Consider the following 20,375-nt stretch of genomic DNA (forward strand, 5'->3'; position numbering starts at 1 on the left):
GTGGTCGTCGGTGTGTTTCTCACTTGGCGACGGTACCACGCCGACACGCCGGCCGCATCGCGATCGGCGTGGCCGACCGACTCGGGCTGCCGTTAGTCAGTCGCCCCGAAAAGGCGCCGCTCATCCTCACCTGTCTCGACATCGACGGCTATTCGGCTGCACCGAACTACAGCCTGTCCACATGCAGCCTCCCCGGAAATCCCCGAAGAACCAAAAAAAAGCCCCGGCTCTTCCGTAATGGAAGGGCCGGGGCTTCGGAACTGCGTGATGCTTCTCTCGTCAGGCTTTGTATCCCATCCTCGACCACACCTCTTCGTCGACCGGGATCGGCGCAACACGCCCCGAGACCAGATTGACGAAATTGCCGTGGAAGTTCAACTTGCCGTTACGAAACATCTGCCATAGCAACTCGGCCGCCCAACCCGCGATCATCCGGTTGATGAACAGGTTTTGCCGCTCGAGCGCTTCAGCCATCGAACACGATGGCTGATCGTCCTCTGGAAGCGAGGTATCGGCAATCTCAGGAAAGAGATCGACGGCATGGGGCAGACGAAAGTCGTTCCCACGACGCGCTCCGAACTCCCCGATGACCACCTGCCCAGTCGCCGCGTTGTTGCCCAGATCCACGTAGTACCCTTGCTGAAAGGACTTGGCGATAACACTTCTTGCGCGGCGCGAATCCACACAGGAAATCACCATGTCAGCGTCCAGCTCCCCGGAATCATTCCCGGTGAACATGGTTGGCATGGAAGACCATCGCGTGCCAAACCCCATGTTGATCCGCTGGATCAGAACATCGGTTTTGAACTGGCCCACATCACACGGATAGAACCCCTGCCGCCCAACGTTGGAAGGGGATACAGTGTCGCCGTCGACGGCCGTCACGCTCAAACCCGGGTGACCGAGTTCCTGCATCGCATGATTGAGCGTCGCAAGCGAAGCCAGCATCGCACTGCCATTACCGCCGGCACCAATCACCACGATATGCGGCTCGCTCGTCAGAAGCGAAGAATGCACCATGTGCTCACGCTGCATGCTGCACCTCCTTCAAGGAGAACGCCTCATCCGCAGGGACTATCAATCCCAGCGCACAAAGCCGCGCGACGACGTCAAACGCCTCCGGCCGATCACGGTGACAAGAGCCGACAACCACGGAGAATTTGACCTCCCCCTGATCGTCTTCGTTGTCCGTTGGACTGAAAAACGCGTCCGCGTGACCGTGGCTATGGAGGTCCACAACCAGGTGCTCGTCCGCGTCCAGTTCCGGCCGGTCCACAACTACGGAGTGCGCGGACGCAGTCCGCTCACTGAGTCGCCGAAAGACGAAGGAGCGGGTGCTCTCACGCCACGTGATCCACGCGGCTGTTTCGATCTCACCCCCTGCCTTCGCCTGCCAGGCAAACTCCAAGAGCAACTCCCGCGGAATCGGACCGCAGCGGAGTTCGAACACCTCCGACACAGGACCGTACGGGAGCGCAAGACCGCTATCATTCTTCATCGCGATCTTCCGCATGTACAGCCATGGCCGACGGACTTCCAGCGCCACGCCGTTGCTCCCGACAAGGAACCGATGTCCGTTCGACGCCAGTTCCTCGAGCGAGCCGAACCGCGGCACCGGGATCGTCGGGAATGTGGTTTGGAGAAACGAGTCACGGTGATCCATCAGACCTCCCCTCCAACCAGCTTCCCGAACGCGTCTTCGAGTCGCATACCCATCCGAGCCAGAAGCGCGGACGGAAACGACGCGTGCTTTCCCGCAAGGAGTGCCATCCACAGCTTCCCGCAGTTCTCACCCTTGCGCAGGAGCTGCGCCTCCGGGATGTTCGGGTGTGTAAACCACGTTCCGAAAAACGCGTCCTCCCATTGCTCCAGCGGCGCCGATGTCCCCTGCTTCGGGAGATCGATGTTGCCGACGCAGATCCGCCCCTCCTGCCACACGTTGTAAAACGGCGTGCGGTAGAGCGGCGTCCGCGCGGAAGGACGTCGCTTTCCCCGGTATGCGAACACGTACCAATCGTCGCGTACGAGGAAGAACACCAGGCCCGGTAACGCGCACGTCCCAGCCTTCTTTCCCCCCACGGAGGGGTGATTGAAGGCAAGGTGGCGCTTTCCGGGCGGGACGTACCAGACTGCATAGTCCGCCCCACGGCCAAGCAGGCGCGGGTGAAACAGCGCTCGTGTCTGCTCCCGTTCTGCAAGCCGATCAAGTGCGTCGACCAGTGCCGCCCGGCTTGCCGGCTGCCCGGGACCGATCACTGCGTTTCCCTTCTCAATCCGGACAGGATTGATCGTGACAAAGCCATTCCCCGAAGCACTTCCCGGATGCCCGGAACGTGAGTAAAGGAGGATGGCGTGTTCCAGCTTCAACGACGACCCGGAACCAACAACTTGCGTATTGATCATGTCACCCACCGTAGATAACGGGATCCGTCATCGAATGCAGCAGGCGATCAGTCGCCCTCAGCAGTCGAAGACGACTATCCCAACGTTTCAAAGTCCCCCGTAGAAGCTCCGGGGTTCGACAGGCCAACACTTCCGAGCCGAGGCCGTACGCCCACCCTTCACCCCCGTTGCGGAGCATGTTGGCGTAGTCGTCCCAGACACGGTAAATGTTGTCCTCTTTCCCATCTTTTGCCTCGCCCGGTGCATCCCAGGCGAGCGAAAACGCCGGAATCATGGAGTTGTAGTCAGTCCCGCTCAGCGTGGGCCACATCGCATCGCGATGCCGCCTCGCCTTCACGAGTCGAACCACGTCCTCCAGTACTGGCGCCAACTCCGCGTTGTGCTTCGCGACGGCAAGAATGAACTTCTCCATGTCGCGAATCGGTGGGTGCCGAAGCAGTTCCCGTCGCGGGCAGTCCCGGTCGAATGCCGGCCTTGTATAGGCGAAGTACTCGCTGGAACCATCCTCGTTTTCCGGTCCGAACTCGGACGGATCGTAGGTGCCATCCGGCCAACAATCTTCCCAGCCGTAGATGTGCAACCCTGCAGAATGGGTCACGTAATCATGATCGAAGGTAAAGCCGATCATGTGCCCAGCCAGCGAAAGAATCGTGGTCGCGGCAATACCGAGGCCTTCCGCGATCCCCTCCAACTCCAGAAATCCGCGTCGCAGACTCCGGAAATTCGGCTGGTCACGAGACACTTCGACCCATACGCCAAGATCGTTCAGCTCGTCCTCTTCAGGCTCTTCCATCGAGCCCTCATCGACCATGTTGGTGGCCGAAGCAAAGCAGATATCGAGCTCAAGCGCCGCTACCCCGTCCGTCCGTTTCGCAAACCATCGGGACAGCGCCGCTTCGACTACCTTGCCCGGCGAGTTCCAACCTTCGATGTCCGATGGGACGACCAGTCCGCACGCATGCAGGGATTTGGCGGCCTCCAGCCAGCAAAGACTTCGCTGGCTGTTTTGCTCGACCGGGATATCCCGATCGAGCACCGGCAACCTCATCCAAGAATGGGCAGATCCAACGGCATCAGACTTAATCGGCCGGCAGGCTGATCCTGCTGCGATCGATCGATCATGGATTTCAGAATGCATGCGCATCCGTAGACCTCCTCAAGTGGGATAGGCGTAGGGGCACCGGGATCTTCCGAACCCGATGCCCCCTTGACCACTTCCACCGATGAGCCGTTTGCCCTGGCAAGCCAGGCGTCAAACATCACCGGTTTCATGGTCAGCCCTTTTGACCCACCTTGCGGCGGACGTTGTAGACGACGGTGCCATCCTGACGGACCTCGCTCTGCTCGAACTCAGCCGTTGCAATGTCTGGGTGTGCCATGGAAAGCACATCCTGAACCTGCTGGATCGACAACGACGGACCAGGATCTGCGAACTGCGTGCCGTGGTACATGAAGACACGCTTGATCAGAGAGACTTCCAATGCCATGTCCGTCTCCCCTTAGCCCACGAGCGCCGCGTTACCGAACAGACTGCCGGTCGAACCCGATTGAGCTGCTTCGGTGGCAGCATTACCCGGTTCATCCGACTCCTCGTCCGCGTCGATCAGATCGGACGCAGACGTGACACCAGCTTGCGCTGTCGGCGCCGGCAGCGCCGCCGGTTTGCCAGCAGGCTTACCCTTGGCCACTGCCTTGCCCTTCGCTGCCTCCAGCGCCGCGGTGGTCGCCGCGAGCTGATCGACGAGCGACTGACGCTGGCCAGTGAACTCGCCCAGACAGCGAACGAACTCCGCATCAAGCTCTTCCGGCGTGCCGGTCAGCGCAAGCGGCGTCAGAAGCCCACTTTCGCTCGCTTCCTTCTGGTTCGACTTCGGCATGACTGCTACCGTCATCTTCCCAGCCTTGCCTGCAACGATCGACATCATGAGACCGCCGTCCGATTGACAGACGAGAGCGTGCAACTGCTTGAACAGCGTGGACATAAAAACTCCTGGAATGAAAATGCGAATGCCTGCCCCGCAAGGGACAGCACCCGCGAACGGAAAGATGGATACTGGCCACCAGAACGGCGGCCAGCGAACAGACAACGGCTGCTTACTTCAGCAGCATGACGGCAGGAATCCTGCCGCGGAACTCGAACCCTTCAGCCTTGAGCAGCCCCTTGATCATCTCGTCGCGCTTGCCCGACATGATCTTGGCGAACTGTTTGCCGAGGAATTCCTTCAGACCGATTTCCTGACACAGGGCCTCGATTTCGGCTTTGGTCATGACATCCAGCAGACCCGAGCAGACTTGCCAATGAGCGGCAAGATCGACATCGAGGAACGTCGCGAGATCCTTGACATCCCGCATCTGGATATCGCCCACGACCGACGATGCGACGAGATCGAGGATACGGCCTCGCGGCGTTTCCTCGAGGCCGGCCACGACTGTCAAGCTGTCAAACAGACCGATACCGGCGCCAACCGGCTTCCCGCCAGCCTTCTCGATCTGCTCGGCCAGCGCCGTGGTGTCGATGTGGCGCAACAGCCCCATCGACGCCAACGTGATGATCAGCAGTTCGGTCTTGGCCGGACTACGAACCATCACCGTGCGAACCACTTCACGCCACGTCTTCTCGCGATACTCCTTCACGCGATTTGACTCGGCGGAAACGGCAGGCTTGGCGCTCGACGCCGCCTTGCCGGCAGACGAACCCTTGCTGGCTGGCTGACCCGCCGCCTTCTTACCCGACCCACCGGTCGAACCCGCCTTTGCCGCCGGCGGATTGATCGTGGCCAAATAGGCCGCGTTCTTCTCCTTGTTGCATGCGACATCCATGCAGTAGTTCGGATAGGAAAGGCCGACCTTGCCCGGAGTGGCCGATATGAGCACGCCGAAGTTCGCGCAGCCCTTGCAGGCCTCTGCTTGTTCGGCGCCAACGCCCGTATCGCCATCCGGCTTCAGAGCAATGACCGTGAGGTTGTCCCCCGGGCGCACCACCTGGATGCGCTGGTATTGCCCCTCGAGGCTCTTCTTCACCGACTCGATCAGCGCGTCGTTCTTCGCGTCGAAGCACGATTTCTGCGTGCATCGCGCGTCGTCGATCGCTTCAGCGAACAGCGTTCTCTGATTGGACGAGTTGTGATGACAGGTGAGGCACTCGGTCTTGTCGAAGCGGGCGGTATCGAGGCGCAAGGCTTGCGCCGCGATCTCTGCCTTCAGATCAGCCACCGAGATGTTGCGCTCGATGATCATCGGCAGGATCTCCGCCTGAACCTTCTTCACCACGGCCGCCAGAAGCTCCGCGTGCCCGAGCATGATCTTTCGCTCGTTCAACGCAGTCTGGACCGCAGGAATGCAGTTCTGGAGAGCCAGGCGGCTATCCAGCTTCGAACGCGACCAGCCGATGCGTCGCGCGACCTCGTCGCGATCGCCCCCGTAGAGGGCCATCGCCTGCAGCGCGCCTGCCGATTCTTCAGTGGGGGACATGTCCTCCCGCTGGATGTTCTCGGTGACGGCCGCTAGAGCCGCTTGCTCATCGGTCATGTACCGGGAGAGGACAGGAATGACGCCGTCCGGCCCGTACACCTCGTGCGCCGCGCGCAAACGTCTTTCGCCGGCGATGAGCTCGTAGTGATCGTCCATCTTGCGAACCAGGAGCGGTTGCAAGAGGCCCTGAGCCCGAATCGAGGCGGCCAGCTCAGCCATTGCCTTCGGCTCGAAGTACGTCCGCGGGTTGTAGACCACACGCACGTCTCCAATACGAACCACCAGATTCTCATACTCGGGCGCACATACATCTTGTTCCACGACCTCCACGATACTCGACGACGACTGAACGTCGCCAGCGATCACCGGCGGAAGGGATTGAGACTGCGCGACTTCGGAAATGACTTGCATGGATTCTCCTGATGAAACGATGGCAGAATCCATGCCCCGCTGCGGGATCAAGGATCCCACCCGGGTTGGAAAATGACGAATGACCGTCGTTGGCTAGTTACGCCCAGCTGCGATTTTCGACGTGGAAAGTACTGCTTCCAGTCGAGAAACTGGTGTCATTCTAGAAGAGGTAAGAGTGCTACCGCAACAGGTGAATGAAGAATCTCGTACTTTCGCCGAGGCCCAGCGAAACCGCGCCGCCAATTGCGAGATATGGTCCGAAGGGCATTTCCCTGTTTGTGTTTTTCGTCATCACTCGCACGCCGACCGTGAGCGCAAAAACGACGAGGGCAATGATCAACGTCGGCACCAGCGCACTCAATCCTCCCCACGCGCCGATCGCTGCGAACATCTTGAAGTCCCCGCCGTACATGCCGGATTGCCCAGCGACGATCTGGAAGAGGAAGTTCAACACCCACATTGAGCAATAGCCCGCCGCCGCGCCGAACACGGCCGACGACAATGGCGCGAACATCCCCGACGCATTGAAGATCAGGCCGGCCCAGAGCAACGGGAAGATGAGAATGTCCGGAATGATCTCGTGCTCGAGGTCGATAAGCGCAGCCGAAGCCAGCGCACCGGCGAAGAGGATGAACGCGCCAGCCTGGCTCGTCGTGCCCCACTCCAACTCAGCATAGAAGCCGGCCGCACCCAAGAGCAAACACACCACGCTGCCCGTGATCCACGCGACCTCATTGCTGGCCGGCTTCATGCCGGCGAGCGCGCTCATGAACTCGCCCAGGCCTGCGCCGATCCGGTCCTCGTCGAGGCTGTAGTGTGCTTCGAGAAAGCGCGGCAACCAACCCGCAAGCATCACGCTGCATCCGCCTGTCAGCAGTCCAAGTAGTGTTGCTTCCATGATGGACGACACATCCATTTCAATGCCCTGATTCCGGTACCGAACTCGCCGGGGAAATTTGAATCACGACTCGTTGCTTAACGCCTCGGCCTCGAACACGACCGCATCCCGGCCCTTGCGTTTGGCGCGGTACATCGCTGCATCGGCTCGCTTCAAGGCGGACTCGAGTTTCTCGCCGGGTTCCGCGAACGCAACTCCCACCGATAGCGTTACGCCATACAGCCGCGCTTCTGCGACGGAGATCCGGATCCGCTCTGCCACGACTTGTGCATCCGAGCCAGGCGGCAGCACGAGAGCGAACTCGTCCCCGCCCCATCGGCACGGTATATCCCCCTTGCGGATGCTCCCGGCGATGATGCCGGCCACGCCCCTAAGGACGCTGTCGCCCACATCGTGACCATGCTTGTCATTGACCTGCTTGAAGTGGTCGCAATCGATCAGGAGCAGCGCGTGCTCACCTGCTTCTTCCAGTCGCTTGTACTCCCGCTCGAATGCGGCTCGCTGCATTAGACCGGTAAGTGCGTCGTATCGCGCCGTGCCGTCAAGCGCGTCGACCATGTCGCTCAGGGTGTGCAGGGAGAGCGCATTGCACGTATCTCGGCAGGCGATTTCCTTGACCAGTTCGTGAGCGTGCTCTGCGGCCTCCGCATACGACTTCCCGTGCCTGACAACCCCGTCGATTATTCCGACCGAAAATGCGTCGCCGACGCCGAGCAGCGTCTTCATATCCTGCAGGATCGGCGGCTGGATCTTCACACGCGAGCCATCTGGCCCGTACACCACTGCACCCCGCTCGCCGCGTGTCACGATCAGCCGCACGCCACTCGACTCGGCGATATCCGACGGATCCGCGGCACCCATCTTTTCCATCAGGGCTTCGCACTCCACGCCGTTGGCGAACAGGGCAGTCAGCAGCGGGAGCGCCGGAATCAGGCGCTCGACCTTGTCCTCCGACACGGCCATCGCAAAGACCGGGCAACCCGCCTCGCGCCCCGCATTTGCAATCGCACACATCGTCTCGGAATTCAGGTTCGCTTCCACGATGATGAGGTCAGTGCCGGCCACTGCCTGTGCGATGCGCAGCGGCGAAAACGTGTGCTTGTCCACCCACATCGCGGAGACGGCCGATTCCAGATCACCCTCCGGGGTCAGTTGGGCAGCAAACGCTGCCACACCCATCCCAGCGCATTCGTCCACCATCAGATCGACGCCCATCGACTCGATGTGACTGGCCAACATACGATCGATCGGCGAAGTACCCCATGCAGTCATCAGGCGGACTGGTCGACCCAGCTTGCGCAGGTTGAATGCGACGTTGCAGGCCGTGCCGCCCGCCGCCAGCTGCACCGACCCGATTCGATCCCGATAACCGGTATTTTGCAGCGGGCGGGCGAGGATATCGAGATGCGCCGATCCAGCGACGAGCGTGTGCTTCATCGCGCCACCGCCTTGACGTTTCCGAACGCCGACGTGAACGACTGCTCGACACGCATACCCGCCGTCTCGAGCAACGAGACCAGTTCGTCCTGGCTGTAGAGGCAGACGAGCCCCATAATCGCGTGCTTCTCGACCATCGCGTCCGACAGCAGTTCGTACCGCTGGTCGATGGGCTGCTGCGCACCCGGGTAGTTGGTTCCGAGCTCGCTGTGCAGACCGGATGCGGAAAGATAGAGCCGCCCCCCGGGCTTCAGCGCTTCTTTGAGAGTCCGCACGATGTCGATCGCGACACCGTACGGGACGTAGTGGATCATCCGCTGACACACGATCACGTCGAAGAGCCCAAGCTTCTCAGCGACGTCATACTCCGTGATGTCCTGCTGCACGAACCCACATCGCCGTTCCACGCCGGCCGAACTCGCCGCGGTATGGAACGCCTCCGAGTAGTCGTCGATATCGAGGGCGAGCACGTCGGCACCTACCAGCGCCATACGAATGGCCTGCCCACCCGAGGCGCTCGCCACATCCAGTGCACGAGCCTGATCCTTGATCGACCGCAGGTGATCAAGCGCCATGCCGTCCAGATCGTCAGCACGTTGCGCGGCGATATCCACGCCGTGATTGCTGATCGTCGGATTTCGTTTATCGCCGTAGCCGTTCAGCACGGACATTTACTACCCCCCGCAGCGTTGATTAGATATCCGGCGTTCCGATGTCGTCGATCGTCTTCCGGCTGAACCGATCGACCAGGCGATGCCAGAGACGTCCGATGCGCCTCGACATGTCCGAAACTGCGATCGTCGCAAGGACCGCCAGCAGAAGAAGCCCAAAGCCAACAGCCGTCCATGCGGTCGCGGCACTCGGGAGAAAGTGATATAGCGCACCGAACGTCAGCGCGGCCGCGCCGCTAGACCAGAGCGCGAGCGAAAAGAGCCCGTCGCGTTGCGTCCGAACCATGTCGCGCAACACATCCGGCTCGAACCGCCGGTCGAGCACCGACACCTGATCGGGGAACGATTTGCGGACTTCGTGCGCGAGCAGGTCGGCGCTCGGCCGGAATATCTCCCGCGCCTCAAGATCGGCCTTGATCGTATTGACGGCTTCCCATGCTGCGAAAATCGTCTTGCCCTTGTCCTCGCTGGAAACGTATCGAGGCCAATCCTCACGAACTGTTTCCACGATCACATCCGGAAGATCGCCCTCCCAGTGGAATTCATAGAGCAGTTGGAGCAACACAAGAAACGGAGCGCCGTGGTATCCCCGGTAGCCAACATACTTCAGGCAAAGGGCATGGGCGAGCTCGTGCAGAAAGAAATGGTCGGTCGGGATGGTCCTGCGCGCCGCCGCGCGGATCGATTTCGACCGGCGCCAGTCTCCGATGACGATCTTGCTCAGAAGGGTCACCTTCTTTGCAAGCCGAAGCGTGGGCGCATTGCGGATACCTAGCTCCAGACAGATGTCCTCGTATCGCTCACGTGCTTCGCCGTAAATCTCCGGCTCGATAACGCCGGAAGTCTTTGCGCTCCAGTTCAGCAGCCTGCCGAGCAGCATGTCAGTTCTTGCTCCGGTGGTACGGACGATAGGCCCGCACGAACTCGCTCATCACCGCGAAGCCGTCAGCATCACCGGTGTAATGGACCATGCCGCTACCGACCTCGGTCACCTTCACGATGCCCCCGAAGTCCTCTTCCGTGCACTGATATTCGCGGCCGCGCCGCACATCCTCTTCCTTCATCGTCTCGATCACGGACATCTAGCTCCCCTTAAGAACGTGGGCTCGGCGCCGGCGCAGCGCGCTCGGAGGGCGTTCCGGCACCCTGCTGGTCCGCCATGTCATGAATCTGAGTGGTCACGTTGGCACACAAATCTGGGGTTACATGCTGGCCGTACTGCGAAATCTCCGCGTACTCTGCCGACGAGAGGACGTCTGACGGAATATTGCCGGTCAGCGTGAGACTGAACGCCGTGTCGTCGATTCGCGAATACGAGATCCCCATGTTGAAAGCCGTATTCAGCTTCTGGCTAGCCAGTTGGCTGTTCATGTCGTTGTCGAACAGCGCCGTACCTGCCTTGGCATTTGCCCGGCAGGCTGCAAGGTAGGCGAAATAGAACTGGCGGCGCAGTTGCGCGCTAGCCTGTGGCGGGAGAGACGAGTTGGTCCCGATCTTCGGAATCCCCGACGATTGTTGGGGCTGCGCCGTCGCCTTCGACCCGGCAGCTGCGGCCGACGGAACTCTGCCGGTGGGGAGTGTGACATTGGCACGCACGCCGACATACGTCATCCACGACACCACGAGCACGGCGATCACCAGGAATGCCGTCAGGGGAAGGTTCGTGGGAATCGTGCGGCCAAGTACCTTCCAGCGAATCGGATCGGTGAGCGTGATTTCGTCGTCGAAGTCCATGTCGATATCGAATGAGGTGAGTGCTGCCCGCATGGTCACATTGAGCACCCCACGGATTATCCTGACGGCCGCACTCGCGAACTATCGGGAAACAGAGCCCATCCCTGCCATCTTTCAGCGCTGAAACTGGCAAATATTGCGAATTTTCATCATCGAATTTCCCGTCAGGAATTCCCTGCTATACTTGACTCCGATCTCTGATCCGGTAGCTGGACCGTACCTAGCCCGACATTTTCCCGGCAGTTCACCTGCCATATCGCCGTCCCTGGGGGCATCCTGCCCGCCCCCACAGGCGCGCAGGATGCCTCCAATTTTCTTTGGAGACACCCATGAATCCCCCGCAGTTCATTGCTCGGATGGAGCAGTACTGGGCCGCCTACAAGGCACTCGCGCTCAGACATGCCCGCGAACGGATCGAGCTTGGCCGGCAATACCGTAGTTCCAATACCGATTCCGCTCCGGAACCGCCGCTTCGTCCGCTGGATGAAGTTGCAGCAGAGCTTGCGCAAGGTCCTATCGAAGAATGCGCGAGTTCCCTGATCAATGAGCTCTTCAAGTTCGCCGCATCGACCTTCTCTCCCAATGCTTTCACGCCAGTGGACATCGAGGAAAGGGAGAAGAACTACGAAGTCGGTCACCCCTGCCATCCGCAAACATTCAGTCCGACACGCCTTTGGGCCGAACTGGAAAAGCACTACGGAGACGGGATTGGCCATTTGCTCGCGTACCGCAAGCGCGCCAAGGCAATCGCCAGGACTTTCCGGATATCGGCCGACGAGCCGATGACGATGAAGAACGGGCGACTTGTCCTGACGCAAAGCGCATACGTCGAGAAATTCAGCTCTCGCATCCGGCTGGGATCGTCTCACTGCGAGACCATGCGGCGCGACCTGATCCCGGCATTGATCAGCTTCGCGGCTTGGGCTGGCAAACCGGCGTTGGCCGACGCGCTTGCACCGATCGCGACTCGGTTTTCATACCCTGCCGATGTCGTTTCCCGCGAGTCGTTCCTGATGGGAAACGCGCAAGAAGGTCGCATCAAGCTTGTCACGTACCACACGTCGTTTGAGTGGACGTTCGAGCCTGCTGTTGCTGAACCGCTCACCCTTTTCTTGAGTGAGTTTTTCTTTACGCTGCCAGAGATGGCAGCCTGAGTCTGGGCGGGCCTTTCCCGCCGGACACTTTGAGGTGCCTAGCACCATAACCCTGGGGGAACACATGCGCCCTTGGGGGCCATGTGTTTTTCCACTTTGCTGATGGAGAAAGACATGGAAATTCGTGACCTCGTTGCCGCAACCCAGAAATACTGGGATGACGTCTGCAATGCAATCACGGCGTATGCCGCAGAAAACGCCCGCTTGCGAAAAGCTGAACAGGAACTCTTCGGTTGCGAAAGCTACATGGTCAGCCTGCGTGACTATCCGGACTACAAGCAAGAGGATCATCTCAAGCGCGTGGCTCAGGGGCTGATGAGGCATCTGGTTGAGGTGGCCGTGCGGGAGTTTTCTCCCAGTGCGGCGGCGCCGATCAGGATCGAGGACAAGGAAATCGCCGTAGCTGCAGGTTGCGATGGCAACGATTTCCGAAAGTTCAATGCCCTCACGTTCTGGACGTGCCTGGAGTCACGATTCGGTGGCAACCAAGGCGTCGAGACGGCCTTCAGGCAGGCAGGATCAGAGCTCGTGAAGGTGTTCCGCATCAAACCGGAAGCGGGTATTGCCCGGCGCAAGGGCTGCATCGTGCTCGATTTGGGCGTTTATGCAACGAACTCGAAATGGGACAAACGCTACCGACTACAGTACGGCTGCCAGGAAACCATTGGCCGCACAGTTCGGTCACTGAAGTCGTTTGCATCATGGGCCGAAATGCTGACGCTGCAATTCAGCCTCGACCGTCTGGTACGCGAATTCCAGCTCGGTCAAGGCTACGTCGAGTCGCGTGAGTCGTACACATTCGGAAACCCGGAAGATGGCCAGATCAAGGTCACGACCTTCCATTCCCGGTTCGAGTTCGTGTTCGACGCGAAGGTCTCCGAGAAGCTGCAACTGTTCCTCGGCGAGTATGGCTTCACCGAACTCGCGGAGGCGGCATGAGCTGGGCTGACGGTCTGCTGGAGATTCAGTCGAAGGGTTCGACAACGGCCAAGGCGGGCTCCCTCGCGGGCTTGCATGAAGCACGACAGGCTCACCAGAGTCAGTTCTTCACGACACTGCCGCTGTCGCAATTCTGCTGGCGTCTCGTGGAGCCGCTGATGGAAAGGCTCGCTGCCCGGGACCGTATCCTGGCTGGCGAATCGATCAAGATCAGCGTTCTGGACAACAGCGTGGGCAGTGGCCGGCTTCTGCACTGGGCAACCCCCGATATCCACTCGCTGTACGGAGTGGACGTCGACGAGGGCTGTATCGCCTCGCTCAGTCAGGCTGCGATGAACGCGGGCTTTACCTACGAGTTCATCCATGCCGGCATGGAAGATGTGCGGCCGCGGCATTTCGACTTCTGTCTTGCCAACCCACCGTTTTCCATCAACCTGCAGAGCGCCCTGCTCTCCCCGTACGAATGCACGTCGTACGGGCGGTTCGGGCCGAACACGAGCACACGCAGCGATGCGTATGCCCTGTATCAGGCGCTGGACGCAGCGAAGTGGGTGGTCGCGATTCTGCCGACGACCCTGGCCGACGAGGTGTTCATGACCGCATGCGGGAAGGAATCGCATCCGTTCAAGCGTCTCGTCGCGTTGTACGACATGCCGCTCGACGTTTTCCGGGAGGAAAATGCGACGGTGAGGGTCAGTGTTGCCGTGTTCGATGTCTCACTGCGCAACGAAGCCCCGAGCCGCCAGCGCGTGTACAAGCTGGAGGAACCGGTTGCGACGCCGAACCTGACGATCGCAGCGCGCCGCCAGCCGACGCTCGCTCACCTGTCTGCCGAGGTATCCCAGCCTGCCATCACCCGGCCGGTCACGGGTGACTCAACGGTCCGGGTGTGCCACGACGGACGGTGGATCCGCCTCAAGTTCCAGTGCGGCCTGACGGAAGCAATGGTTCTGAACGCGATCTACCAGGACAGGATCGGGGCGCACCGCCCCCACGCCGAGCACCGCTATCCCAAGGGAGTCGCGTACGTGGGACAAGGGGCACTCGATTTGCAGATCCACCTGGCGCAGCCCGATCCGATGGCCAGCTTCTGGGCCTTCATTTCGGACATCGGCCGCGCCGGCGGAACACCGTATGTCGAGGCCGGCCTGATGGGCTATCTGCGGCGCCAGATCCGGGTTACCGCCCGACAGAAGGCGCCGTTCCGTCACACCGTCCTGATGCCTGGGGCGAGAAGCGGAAAGGGATCGGTCACGGAAGGTACAGCGAAGAAGGATCATCTGATCGATCCGACGCGCTGGGGGTCTCCGGTCATAAAGGCCGGGACTGAGGTCACCTTCACCGAGGTCGAGCACGGCCGCTATCAGTTCGAGCACAACGGGAAGTCCTTCAACCTGCCGTACGAAGACATCCTCGCGCGATTCGAACTGAAGCAGCCGGAAGCCCAGAGCGAGTGGAAAGAGGTCTATTCCGGTCTCGCTATGGAGTTCCCCGGCCTTGCTGCAACTTGGCGCTGCCGGATACAGGAACTCGGCATCGACACGTGGCTGAACCGCGGCTACCAGATCGATGACCTGGTCGAGCTCGCGATCAAGCGTGCCGGTGTTGTGGCGTGGTCGATGGCGCTCGGCAAGGCCCGTGCAGCACTCGCTATCGCCCTGCTTCTTGGCGGCAAGCGTGCGCTGATCGTGCTGAAGTCGGCGCTCGTCGACGAGATGTTGATCGAGATCGGCAAGATCAAGCTCGATCCCGCCGTCTGGCAGGTGATCGAGTCGCCGGAGCAGCTGCAGTCGCTGCGCCCGGTGAACATCATCTCGGTCGATCGTCTGAAGGGGCCACTTACGAGCGCGCATCCTCGCATCACGTACGCAAAGAAGCTGCGGCGCCGGGTCGGCACGATCATTCCCGATGAGGCTCATTTCCTCGGGAATATCGACACGGAGCAGTCGAGCGCAGTCTGGCAGGTATCGGCCAAGCGACGTTTCCCGCTCACGGGAACGCCAGCCGGCAATTACCCGCGGGACTGCCACGGGCTTCTGGCATTCGCCGGAGGCGATGGTACGGCAGCCCAGCCTTACGGGTATCGCCGCTACTATCTCGACCCCGGCCTGCGTCATTCGATGGCGCTGGCCGAGCGTGGTATCGATCGTGTTCTCAACACGTTCTGCGACTTCGTCTGGGTAACCAGGGAATTCGAAGACGAGTTGAAGGGTGCCAAGCGTGAGGTGCCCCGGATCGCCAATCTGGCAGAGTATCGCCAGATGCTCGCTCCGTGGGTCAAGCGCCGCGTGCCCAAAGAACCAGAGGTCGCTTCGTGCGTCACGATTCCCGAGCCGACGCATATCCAGCACCTGATCGAGTTCGACATGAGCCACTTGCTGCACTACCTGGTTGTGTCGGAGGACTTCTCGAGTTGGTACATGGCCGGACTGGATGAAGGCAAGCGGAACAACCTCGTGGCCATCCTCGCGCGCATCAAGGCCGTGGAGATCGCGAACAACTTCCCGCAGCATCCGAAGGCGGCCAAGGTCTATGCTGAGCTGACGCGAAAGCAACGGTTCTGCATCGACAAGCTCGAGGAGTTGGTTCAGGCCGGCCGGCGCCCATTGATGTTCACCGGGTATCCCGGTAATGCGGAGCTGGTTGCCCGGCACCTCGCCAAACGGGATATCGATTCGGTCGTGATCCACGGCGGCAAGACGATCAAACGTCGAAACGCCGAGTTCGAATCGAAGTACCGTCAAGGAGATGTGCCGGTCGCGCTTGTGACGTACGGCAGCATCGGGGAAGGCACCAATATTCCCCAGTGCAGCGATGTCCTGCTGGCAGACAAGAGTTGGTCTGCCCGCAAGGAAAGCCAGGCGATCGCGCGTGCGTTGCGCGGGGAAAACGAGTGGGACGTGCAGGCGCATCACGTCATCACGGAACACTCGATCGACACCTACATGCAGCAGGTAGTCTCGTTCAAGGCCGACAGCTTCAACGCCGGCTTCGATTGGGGCACGCCGACGACCTCCGATGAGGAGTTCCTGCATCTCGACGTCATTTTCCGGCGCTTCTGCCGTGAGTTGTCGGAGCTGATTGGGGTTCACAGCCACGACCTTCGCAAGCATCTCGAAAAGGAGACATCGCATGTCCAGCGTATCGCGGCTTAAGCCGGTCTTGCCCACCGTCTCGGTCGGGTCGGATTCGGTGGTAATCCGGCGTTCGGGGCAGTCCAGCCCAATCATCGCCGGCATTCTCGGGCAGTTCACGGACGACAAGGGAGAGGTCACACGCGTGGTCCTCGATCGCGTCGTTCACCGGCTGATGGAGAGTGAGTTTGAAGGCTGGCGAGTATCTGGTGCAGTGGTAACCGAGCTGCATCGCCAGACAGCCGAAGAAGTAGCGTAGTTGCCGTAAACGAATTAGCCCCGGGATCGACGATCACCGGGGCTAGTTTTTTTGGGGGCATACGAATCTTGCAGCGCTCTCGATCCCCGCGCCGCCGTTGGCGACCGGTACACGCGAGGAGATTCGTATCTTGCGTCAGGCGGTCAGTCGGCCTGGCCGGGGTCCACAGGCTCAGGGTGAAACTGATCTTCGACAAGCGAGACCGCGAATTCGATAAGTTCCTGACGAAACTGCGGAAACGCCTCAAGGTAGCGATACAGATGGGCTCGCGTCGGTAGGCTCGTTTCGGTCGCAAACTGCATAAGGACGACGTCGAGTTGCGGCCTATCGTTGATTGCGCCGCGCCGCGCTGAGACCGGCGCCATGACCGTCTGAAGACGATACGTCCGGCTCTTCCCAATGTGACCCGGGTCCCATGCTGTTCCGGCAAGAAGCGACTGCAGCGCCGCGGCATCGCCATCGAAACACACGGCTACGATGTAGGTCAGGACGCGCGAAACAGTCACACCAGGAATCACACGCAGCTGGTCGACCTGCTCGTCGGTAACCCTACCGAGGGCATTGAGCGGGCGCAGCAGAAATTGGTTCATCGTCATCTCCAGTGTCGGGCACGATTGCCCATACTGAGAAATGGCAACGACATCGAAAAACCGGCAATCTTTTTTCAGATTTTTTTGCGCAATAAAAAACGCCGCGTCCCCGAGGGGAAGCACGGCGTCCTTTTACAACTCGAAACCGACTTTTTGCAACAACCCGCGCTCAATCGCTGCGCAGGTGATGCGAGGGGTAAGAAGCTGGTACACCGACCCGGATTTCGTCCGGACACGGCGAGACATCGGGTCGTATGCAACGATGGTAGTCGTTTGACCACCACTGCCGAACACAACACACCGCCCCACCACATCCATCGGACCGACCGGGATGCCCTTTTGCCGGGCAAGCTGCCAGTACTCGGCGGGTTTTGCCGGAAGACCTGACAGATCCCGCAGATGCTGCTGTGACATGGTACTTCTCCTTCAGAAATGCGAGACACCCCACTCCCGGCAGGAAGTGGTTTCCCGCGTGAGTGGAACAAGTGATCGATTTCTGAGGTGAGAAAGCCCCGAGGGGCTTTCTCCTTCTGCGCGTGGCGAGCAACCAGAAACGGTTACACGTTGGCGAGAATCTTGTTAAGACGTGCCCGGATCCGCGCACGCTGCGTCATCCGAACCTCGAAACGGGCGAGGAAGATAATGCTGGCGACGAGCGGAGCCACGACGAACGTCATCCAGAGGCCGAGGCCCAACATCGTGGAGCCGGCCGCATAGCCGTGGCCCGTGATCGACTCGAGCATAAATGCCTGGAGAGGCAGACGATGCGCGATGACCTGGTCCCGATAGACTTGCAGCGCCGTGAAGCCGCCGTTTTCCAGCAGCATGAACTTCGCGTGCTCTTCATACGCACCCGATCCGAGGATCAGGTAGACGCCGAGCATGAACACGATGCTGAAGACGAGCATGACGTTCCACGAAGCGATTCCGCGAACGAGATCGTTGACACGACGATCGAACGCGGCGGCGAACTTGAACATCGAGGCAGAGATGAGGGTAAGACGAAACATGGTGATACTCCTTTCATGGATGAATGGAATATCACTACCCCTTCCGGGATAGTGATACCCCGGCACGGGAAACGTTCAGACCTTACTCAACACCGCTTCACACCTACGACATACGGCGCAGGTGATGAAGTTCGACACGCCCGTTTCTGACGAGATGACGTTCCGCTGCGAAGTTGAGGTTGTAGTCCCACTTCACATAGGCCGTAGCATCGCTCCAGACGGACATGATCGCCCCTGAGTAATACTGGGGCGGACTCGCTTCAACGTCTTGAGCCGAGATCCGCTGTCCGGCCTTGAAGCCGTTCAACTCCTCGACCTTGACGACAGCCATTTGCTCCACCGATACGACGAGTGGAAACAACTGGTTGTATGCAACAACATCCTCGGGTTCATGCCGGTAATCGCGAAGCAGGTTCGCGAAGTACCGAACACGTGCACCCCTCGGATCAAAATCGGGATGAGAGATGATTTCCCGGAACTCCTTCAAATCGCCGGCTTGTGCAGCGACTTCGACCGGACGCATCCCGAAAGCGTTGACGCCGTTGACGTCGTTTTCCTTCGGAATCCATCCAGTCGTTTCACGATGACCAGCCAGTTGATAGGTGTTCATGATGCTGCTCCTCTATCGAAGTGCACACGGTCCAATGCCTGATGCGAGATGGACCACAGATGCCGAAAAAAACGCCGCTATCCCGAAGGAAAGCGGCGTTCATCACAAGTTGCCGGACGACAAGTTACGGGAATACGACTTCAGCCCGACGACCATCGACCACAGCAACAGCACGACGCCCCGCGAACCGCACTTCGATGCGGGCGAGCACGGTGAACACCATGCACAAGGGCGCAATGACGAAGACCAGCCAGAAGCCGATCCCCTGCCAGACCGCGCTGATCGAGTAGCAGTGCCCCGTTACCGACGCGACAAGGAATTCGCCGAGCGACAACTGGTGCGACTGCACGAGGGCCAGGTAGGCATTGAGAGCCGCGATGCCTCCACTTCGCAGGAGGTGGAGTTGCGCGGACTGCTCATAGGCGCATCCGCCGAACACGATCAAGGCACCGATACCTGCCGGGACCAGAAAGACGTGCAACAGGTTCAGCGATGCCAGCACGTCCAATACGCCCAGGAAGAGGCGATCGAACGCGGCGGCAACACGGAACGCGCGGGACGACGACAGGCTACGGTTGAATTGACGCGACATGGTGACACTCCTTTCAGGTTGATCGGAATGCCACTACCCCTTCCGGGATAGCGACACCCCGGGACGGGAAAACAGAAAAACTTTGTACTTGATGTCAGAGGACGGAAATGGTGACCCACTTACCGTCGATCTTCACATCGGTGAGTACAGAACCGTTGAAACGATAAACACGGCGCGATTCCGTTTTCGAAATCACGTGGGAACTGACAGTCGTGTTGACAGAGGTCAGCATGGTGATGCTCCTTTTCGAGGTGAATGGAACATCCCCATCCCGGCCGGGACAGAGATGCCCCGGTGGGAAGATCAGCGAATAGCGGTAGCGAGGGACGTAACCTTCATCAGAAACCGCTTGAAACTCGGATCCGACCTTGGCAACGGCGTCGTCGACACCCACTTGCCCGTTTCAACCAGATCCAGAAGGCGCTTGCGCGCTTCGTTCACCGGGTCCTGATACAGCGTTTCGACGTTGGTCGACGCAACGACAATCTTCGTTTTGGCGGAGAACGTCGGAGCCGACTTGATGCCGATGGCGTTAAGCCAGGTATGGCGGGGCAGTTTGTGATCCTCGTGGGAATCCACGAAGATCACGGCCGATGCGCCCTTGATCGTGGTCTGGAATACCTGCAGACGACGGACGATGTCCGCGTCGTGCTTCGATACCAGAGTCCAGCTCACAAGGATCTCCGTCGGCTCTTTCGAGCTGACGAAGTTGTGGCTTCCGTAAGGAGAACCACTGGACGTCATCAACCAGACGCGCTTTTCGTTCGATTCGATCGCCTGACGGGCGACAACGGATACGAGACGAGTGCGGAGGAATTTCTGGAACATGTGGTTCTCCAAGGGAATTTGGAGCGACCACGTCTCCCCAGGGGAAAAGTAGCGCCCCATGGGTGACAAAGGAAAGAACACCGAACGGTGTAGAGAACTGATGTCGAACGCGAAAAAGCGTTCAGCTATCGACGGGTGAAGCAGACAGGATTCACGTGCTCCCAAAAAAGGGAAAAACACGCTGCAACTGCCAGGAGGCTAGATACGGCCCAGCTGCCGGACGCCCAGACACAA

At 59.9% G+C, this 20,375-nt stretch carries 24 protein-coding genes; 4 read left to right on the forward strand and 20 right to left on the reverse strand.

Going from position 1 to position 20,375, the window contains the following annotated elements; all coding sequences use genetic code 11:
* Window positions 1–279: 279 nt before the first annotated feature.
* The 13 genes from L810_RS13055 to L810_RS13115 form a co-directional block, all read right to left on the reverse strand.
* Entirely contained in the window at window positions 280–1,035 is a 756-nt protein-coding gene (locus tag L810_RS13055) for a PRTRC system ThiF family protein (protein ID WP_042974359.1), read from the reverse strand.
* Window positions 1,025–1,663 carry a PRTRC system protein A gene (locus L810_RS13060; protein ID WP_042974360.1) on the reverse strand — a complete coding sequence of 213 codons (639 nt, stop codon included), beginning with the start codon at window positions 1,661–1,663 and terminating at the stop codon, window positions 1,025–1,027. Before L810_RS13060 ends, L810_RS13055 begins: the two co-directional genes overlap by 11 nt.
* Complete coding sequence (locus L810_RS13065) at window positions 1,663–2,403, reverse strand: PRTRC system protein B (protein ID WP_042974362.1); 741 nt, start codon at window positions 2,401–2,403, stop codon at window positions 1,663–1,665. The genes L810_RS13060 and L810_RS13065 overlap by 1 nt, the downstream gene beginning before the upstream one ends.
* Window position 2,404: 1 nt before the next feature.
* A complete protein-coding gene (locus tag L810_RS13070; RefSeq protein ID WP_042974365.1) occupies window positions 2,405–3,547 on the reverse strand; it encodes a hypothetical protein in 1,143 nt (380 codons plus the stop codon).
* A gap of 130 nt (window positions 3,548–3,677) precedes the next feature.
* Entirely contained in the window at window positions 3,678–3,890 is a 213-nt protein-coding gene (locus tag L810_RS13075; RefSeq protein WP_021158830.1) for a PRTRC system protein C, read from the reverse strand.
* Between the two features lie 12 nt (window positions 3,891–3,902).
* Window positions 3,903–4,385 (reverse strand): PRTRC system protein E, encoded by a 483-nt coding sequence (locus tag L810_RS13080; RefSeq protein WP_021158831.1) that lies wholly within the window; start codon window positions 4,383–4,385, stop codon window positions 3,903–3,905.
* 112 nt (window positions 4,386–4,497) lie between these two features.
* Complete coding sequence (locus tag L810_RS13085; RefSeq protein ID WP_021158832.1) at window positions 4,498–6,285, reverse strand: PRTRC system ParB family protein; 1,788 nt, start codon at window positions 6,283–6,285, stop codon at window positions 4,498–4,500.
* 178 nt (window positions 6,286–6,463) lie between these two features.
* Window positions 6,464–7,201: a prepilin peptidase gene (locus L810_RS13090; RefSeq protein WP_042974367.1), complete on the reverse strand. Its 738-nt coding sequence runs from the start codon at window positions 7,199–7,201 to the stop codon at window positions 6,464–6,466.
* A 45-nt stretch (window positions 7,202–7,246) separates the two neighbouring features.
* Window positions 7,247–8,620: a PfkB family carbohydrate kinase gene (locus tag L810_RS43965; RefSeq protein ID WP_021158834.1), complete on the reverse strand. Its 1,374-nt coding sequence runs from the start codon at window positions 8,618–8,620 to the stop codon at window positions 7,247–7,249.
* The gene (locus tag L810_RS13100; RefSeq protein ID WP_021158835.1) at window positions 8,617–9,291 is read right to left on the reverse strand and encodes a class I SAM-dependent methyltransferase; all 675 of its coding nucleotides are present in this window, start codon (window positions 9,289–9,291) and stop codon (window positions 8,617–8,619) included. The genes L810_RS43965 and L810_RS13100 overlap by 4 nt, the downstream gene beginning before the upstream one ends.
* Before the next feature lie 22 nt (window positions 9,292–9,313).
* Window positions 9,314–10,171, reverse strand: coding sequence for a hypothetical protein (locus tag L810_RS13105; RefSeq protein ID WP_021158836.1), 858 nt, complete (start codon window positions 10,169–10,171; stop codon window positions 9,314–9,316).
* Window position 10,172: 1 nt separating this feature from the next.
* Complete coding sequence (locus tag L810_RS13110; protein ID WP_021158837.1) at window positions 10,173–10,373, reverse strand: hypothetical protein; 201 nt, start codon at window positions 10,371–10,373, stop codon at window positions 10,173–10,175.
* A 10-nt stretch (window positions 10,374–10,383) separates the two neighbouring features.
* On the reverse strand, window positions 10,384–11,073 hold the full coding sequence (locus L810_RS13115; protein WP_021158838.1) for a hypothetical protein: 690 nt from the start codon (window positions 11,071–11,073) through the stop codon (window positions 10,384–10,386).
* Window positions 11,074–11,354: 281 nt separating this feature from the next.
* Between L810_RS13115 and L810_RS13120 the strand changes: the two genes are divergently transcribed.
* From L810_RS13120 to L810_RS13135, 4 genes are all read left to right on the forward strand, one after another.
* The gene (locus L810_RS13120; RefSeq protein WP_042974370.1) at window positions 11,355–12,179 is read left to right on the forward strand and encodes a hypothetical protein; all 825 of its coding nucleotides are present in this window, start codon (window positions 11,355–11,357) and stop codon (window positions 12,177–12,179) included.
* Window positions 12,180–12,293: 114 nt separating this feature from the next.
* Window positions 12,294–13,118, forward strand: coding sequence for a hypothetical protein (locus L810_RS13125; protein WP_021158840.1), 825 nt, complete (start codon window positions 12,294–12,296; stop codon window positions 13,116–13,118).
* Entirely contained in the window at window positions 13,115–16,273 is a 3,159-nt protein-coding gene (locus L810_RS13130; protein ID WP_042974372.1) for a helicase-related protein, read from the forward strand. The genes L810_RS13125 and L810_RS13130 overlap by 4 nt, the downstream gene beginning before the upstream one ends.
* Window positions 16,251–16,511 (forward strand): hypothetical protein, encoded by a 261-nt coding sequence (locus tag L810_RS13135; protein WP_042974373.1) that lies wholly within the window; start codon window positions 16,251–16,253, stop codon window positions 16,509–16,511. The genes L810_RS13130 and L810_RS13135 overlap by 23 nt, the downstream gene beginning before the upstream one ends.
* Window positions 16,512–16,654: 143 nt before the next feature.
* Here L810_RS13135 and L810_RS48400 read toward each other — a convergent pair whose 3' ends face one another.
* The 7 genes from L810_RS48400 to L810_RS13165 all read right to left on the reverse strand — a co-directional run bounded on the left by L810_RS48400 (window position 16,655) and on the right by L810_RS13165 (window position 20,141).
* On the reverse strand, window positions 16,655–17,101 hold the full coding sequence (locus L810_RS48400) for a hypothetical protein (RefSeq protein WP_179945670.1): 447 nt from the start codon (window positions 17,099–17,101) through the stop codon (window positions 16,655–16,657).
* A 132-nt stretch (window positions 17,102–17,233) separates the two neighbouring features.
* A complete protein-coding gene (locus L810_RS13145) occupies window positions 17,234–17,515 on the reverse strand; it encodes a hypothetical protein (RefSeq protein WP_042974375.1) in 282 nt (93 codons plus the stop codon).
* Between the two features lie 143 nt (window positions 17,516–17,658).
* Window positions 17,659–18,111, reverse strand: a complete 453-nt coding sequence (locus L810_RS13150; RefSeq protein ID WP_021158842.1) for a hypothetical protein — start codon at window positions 18,109–18,111, stop codon at window positions 17,659–17,661.
* A 103-nt stretch (window positions 18,112–18,214) separates the two neighbouring features.
* Entirely contained in the window at window positions 18,215–18,721 is a 507-nt protein-coding gene (locus tag L810_RS47090; RefSeq protein WP_021158843.1) for a hypothetical protein, read from the reverse strand.
* A 124-nt stretch (window positions 18,722–18,845) separates the two neighbouring features.
* Window positions 18,846–19,313 carry a hypothetical protein gene (locus L810_RS13160; protein ID WP_021158844.1) on the reverse strand — a complete coding sequence of 156 codons (468 nt, stop codon included), beginning with the start codon at window positions 19,311–19,313 and terminating at the stop codon, window positions 18,846–18,848.
* Between the two features lie 94 nt (window positions 19,314–19,407).
* Window positions 19,408–19,545, reverse strand: coding sequence for a hypothetical protein (locus tag L810_RS48405; protein ID WP_165487677.1), 138 nt, complete (start codon window positions 19,543–19,545; stop codon window positions 19,408–19,410).
* Between the two features lie 71 nt (window positions 19,546–19,616).
* The gene (locus L810_RS13165; RefSeq protein ID WP_021158845.1) at window positions 19,617–20,141 is read right to left on the reverse strand and encodes a hypothetical protein; all 525 of its coding nucleotides are present in this window, start codon (window positions 20,139–20,141) and stop codon (window positions 19,617–19,619) included.
* Window positions 20,142–20,375: the final 234 nt, after the last annotated feature.

This window comes from Burkholderia sp. AU4i (assembly GCF_000466765.1).
GTDB lineage: Bacteria > Pseudomonadota > Gammaproteobacteria > Burkholderiales > Burkholderiaceae > Burkholderia > Burkholderia cepacia.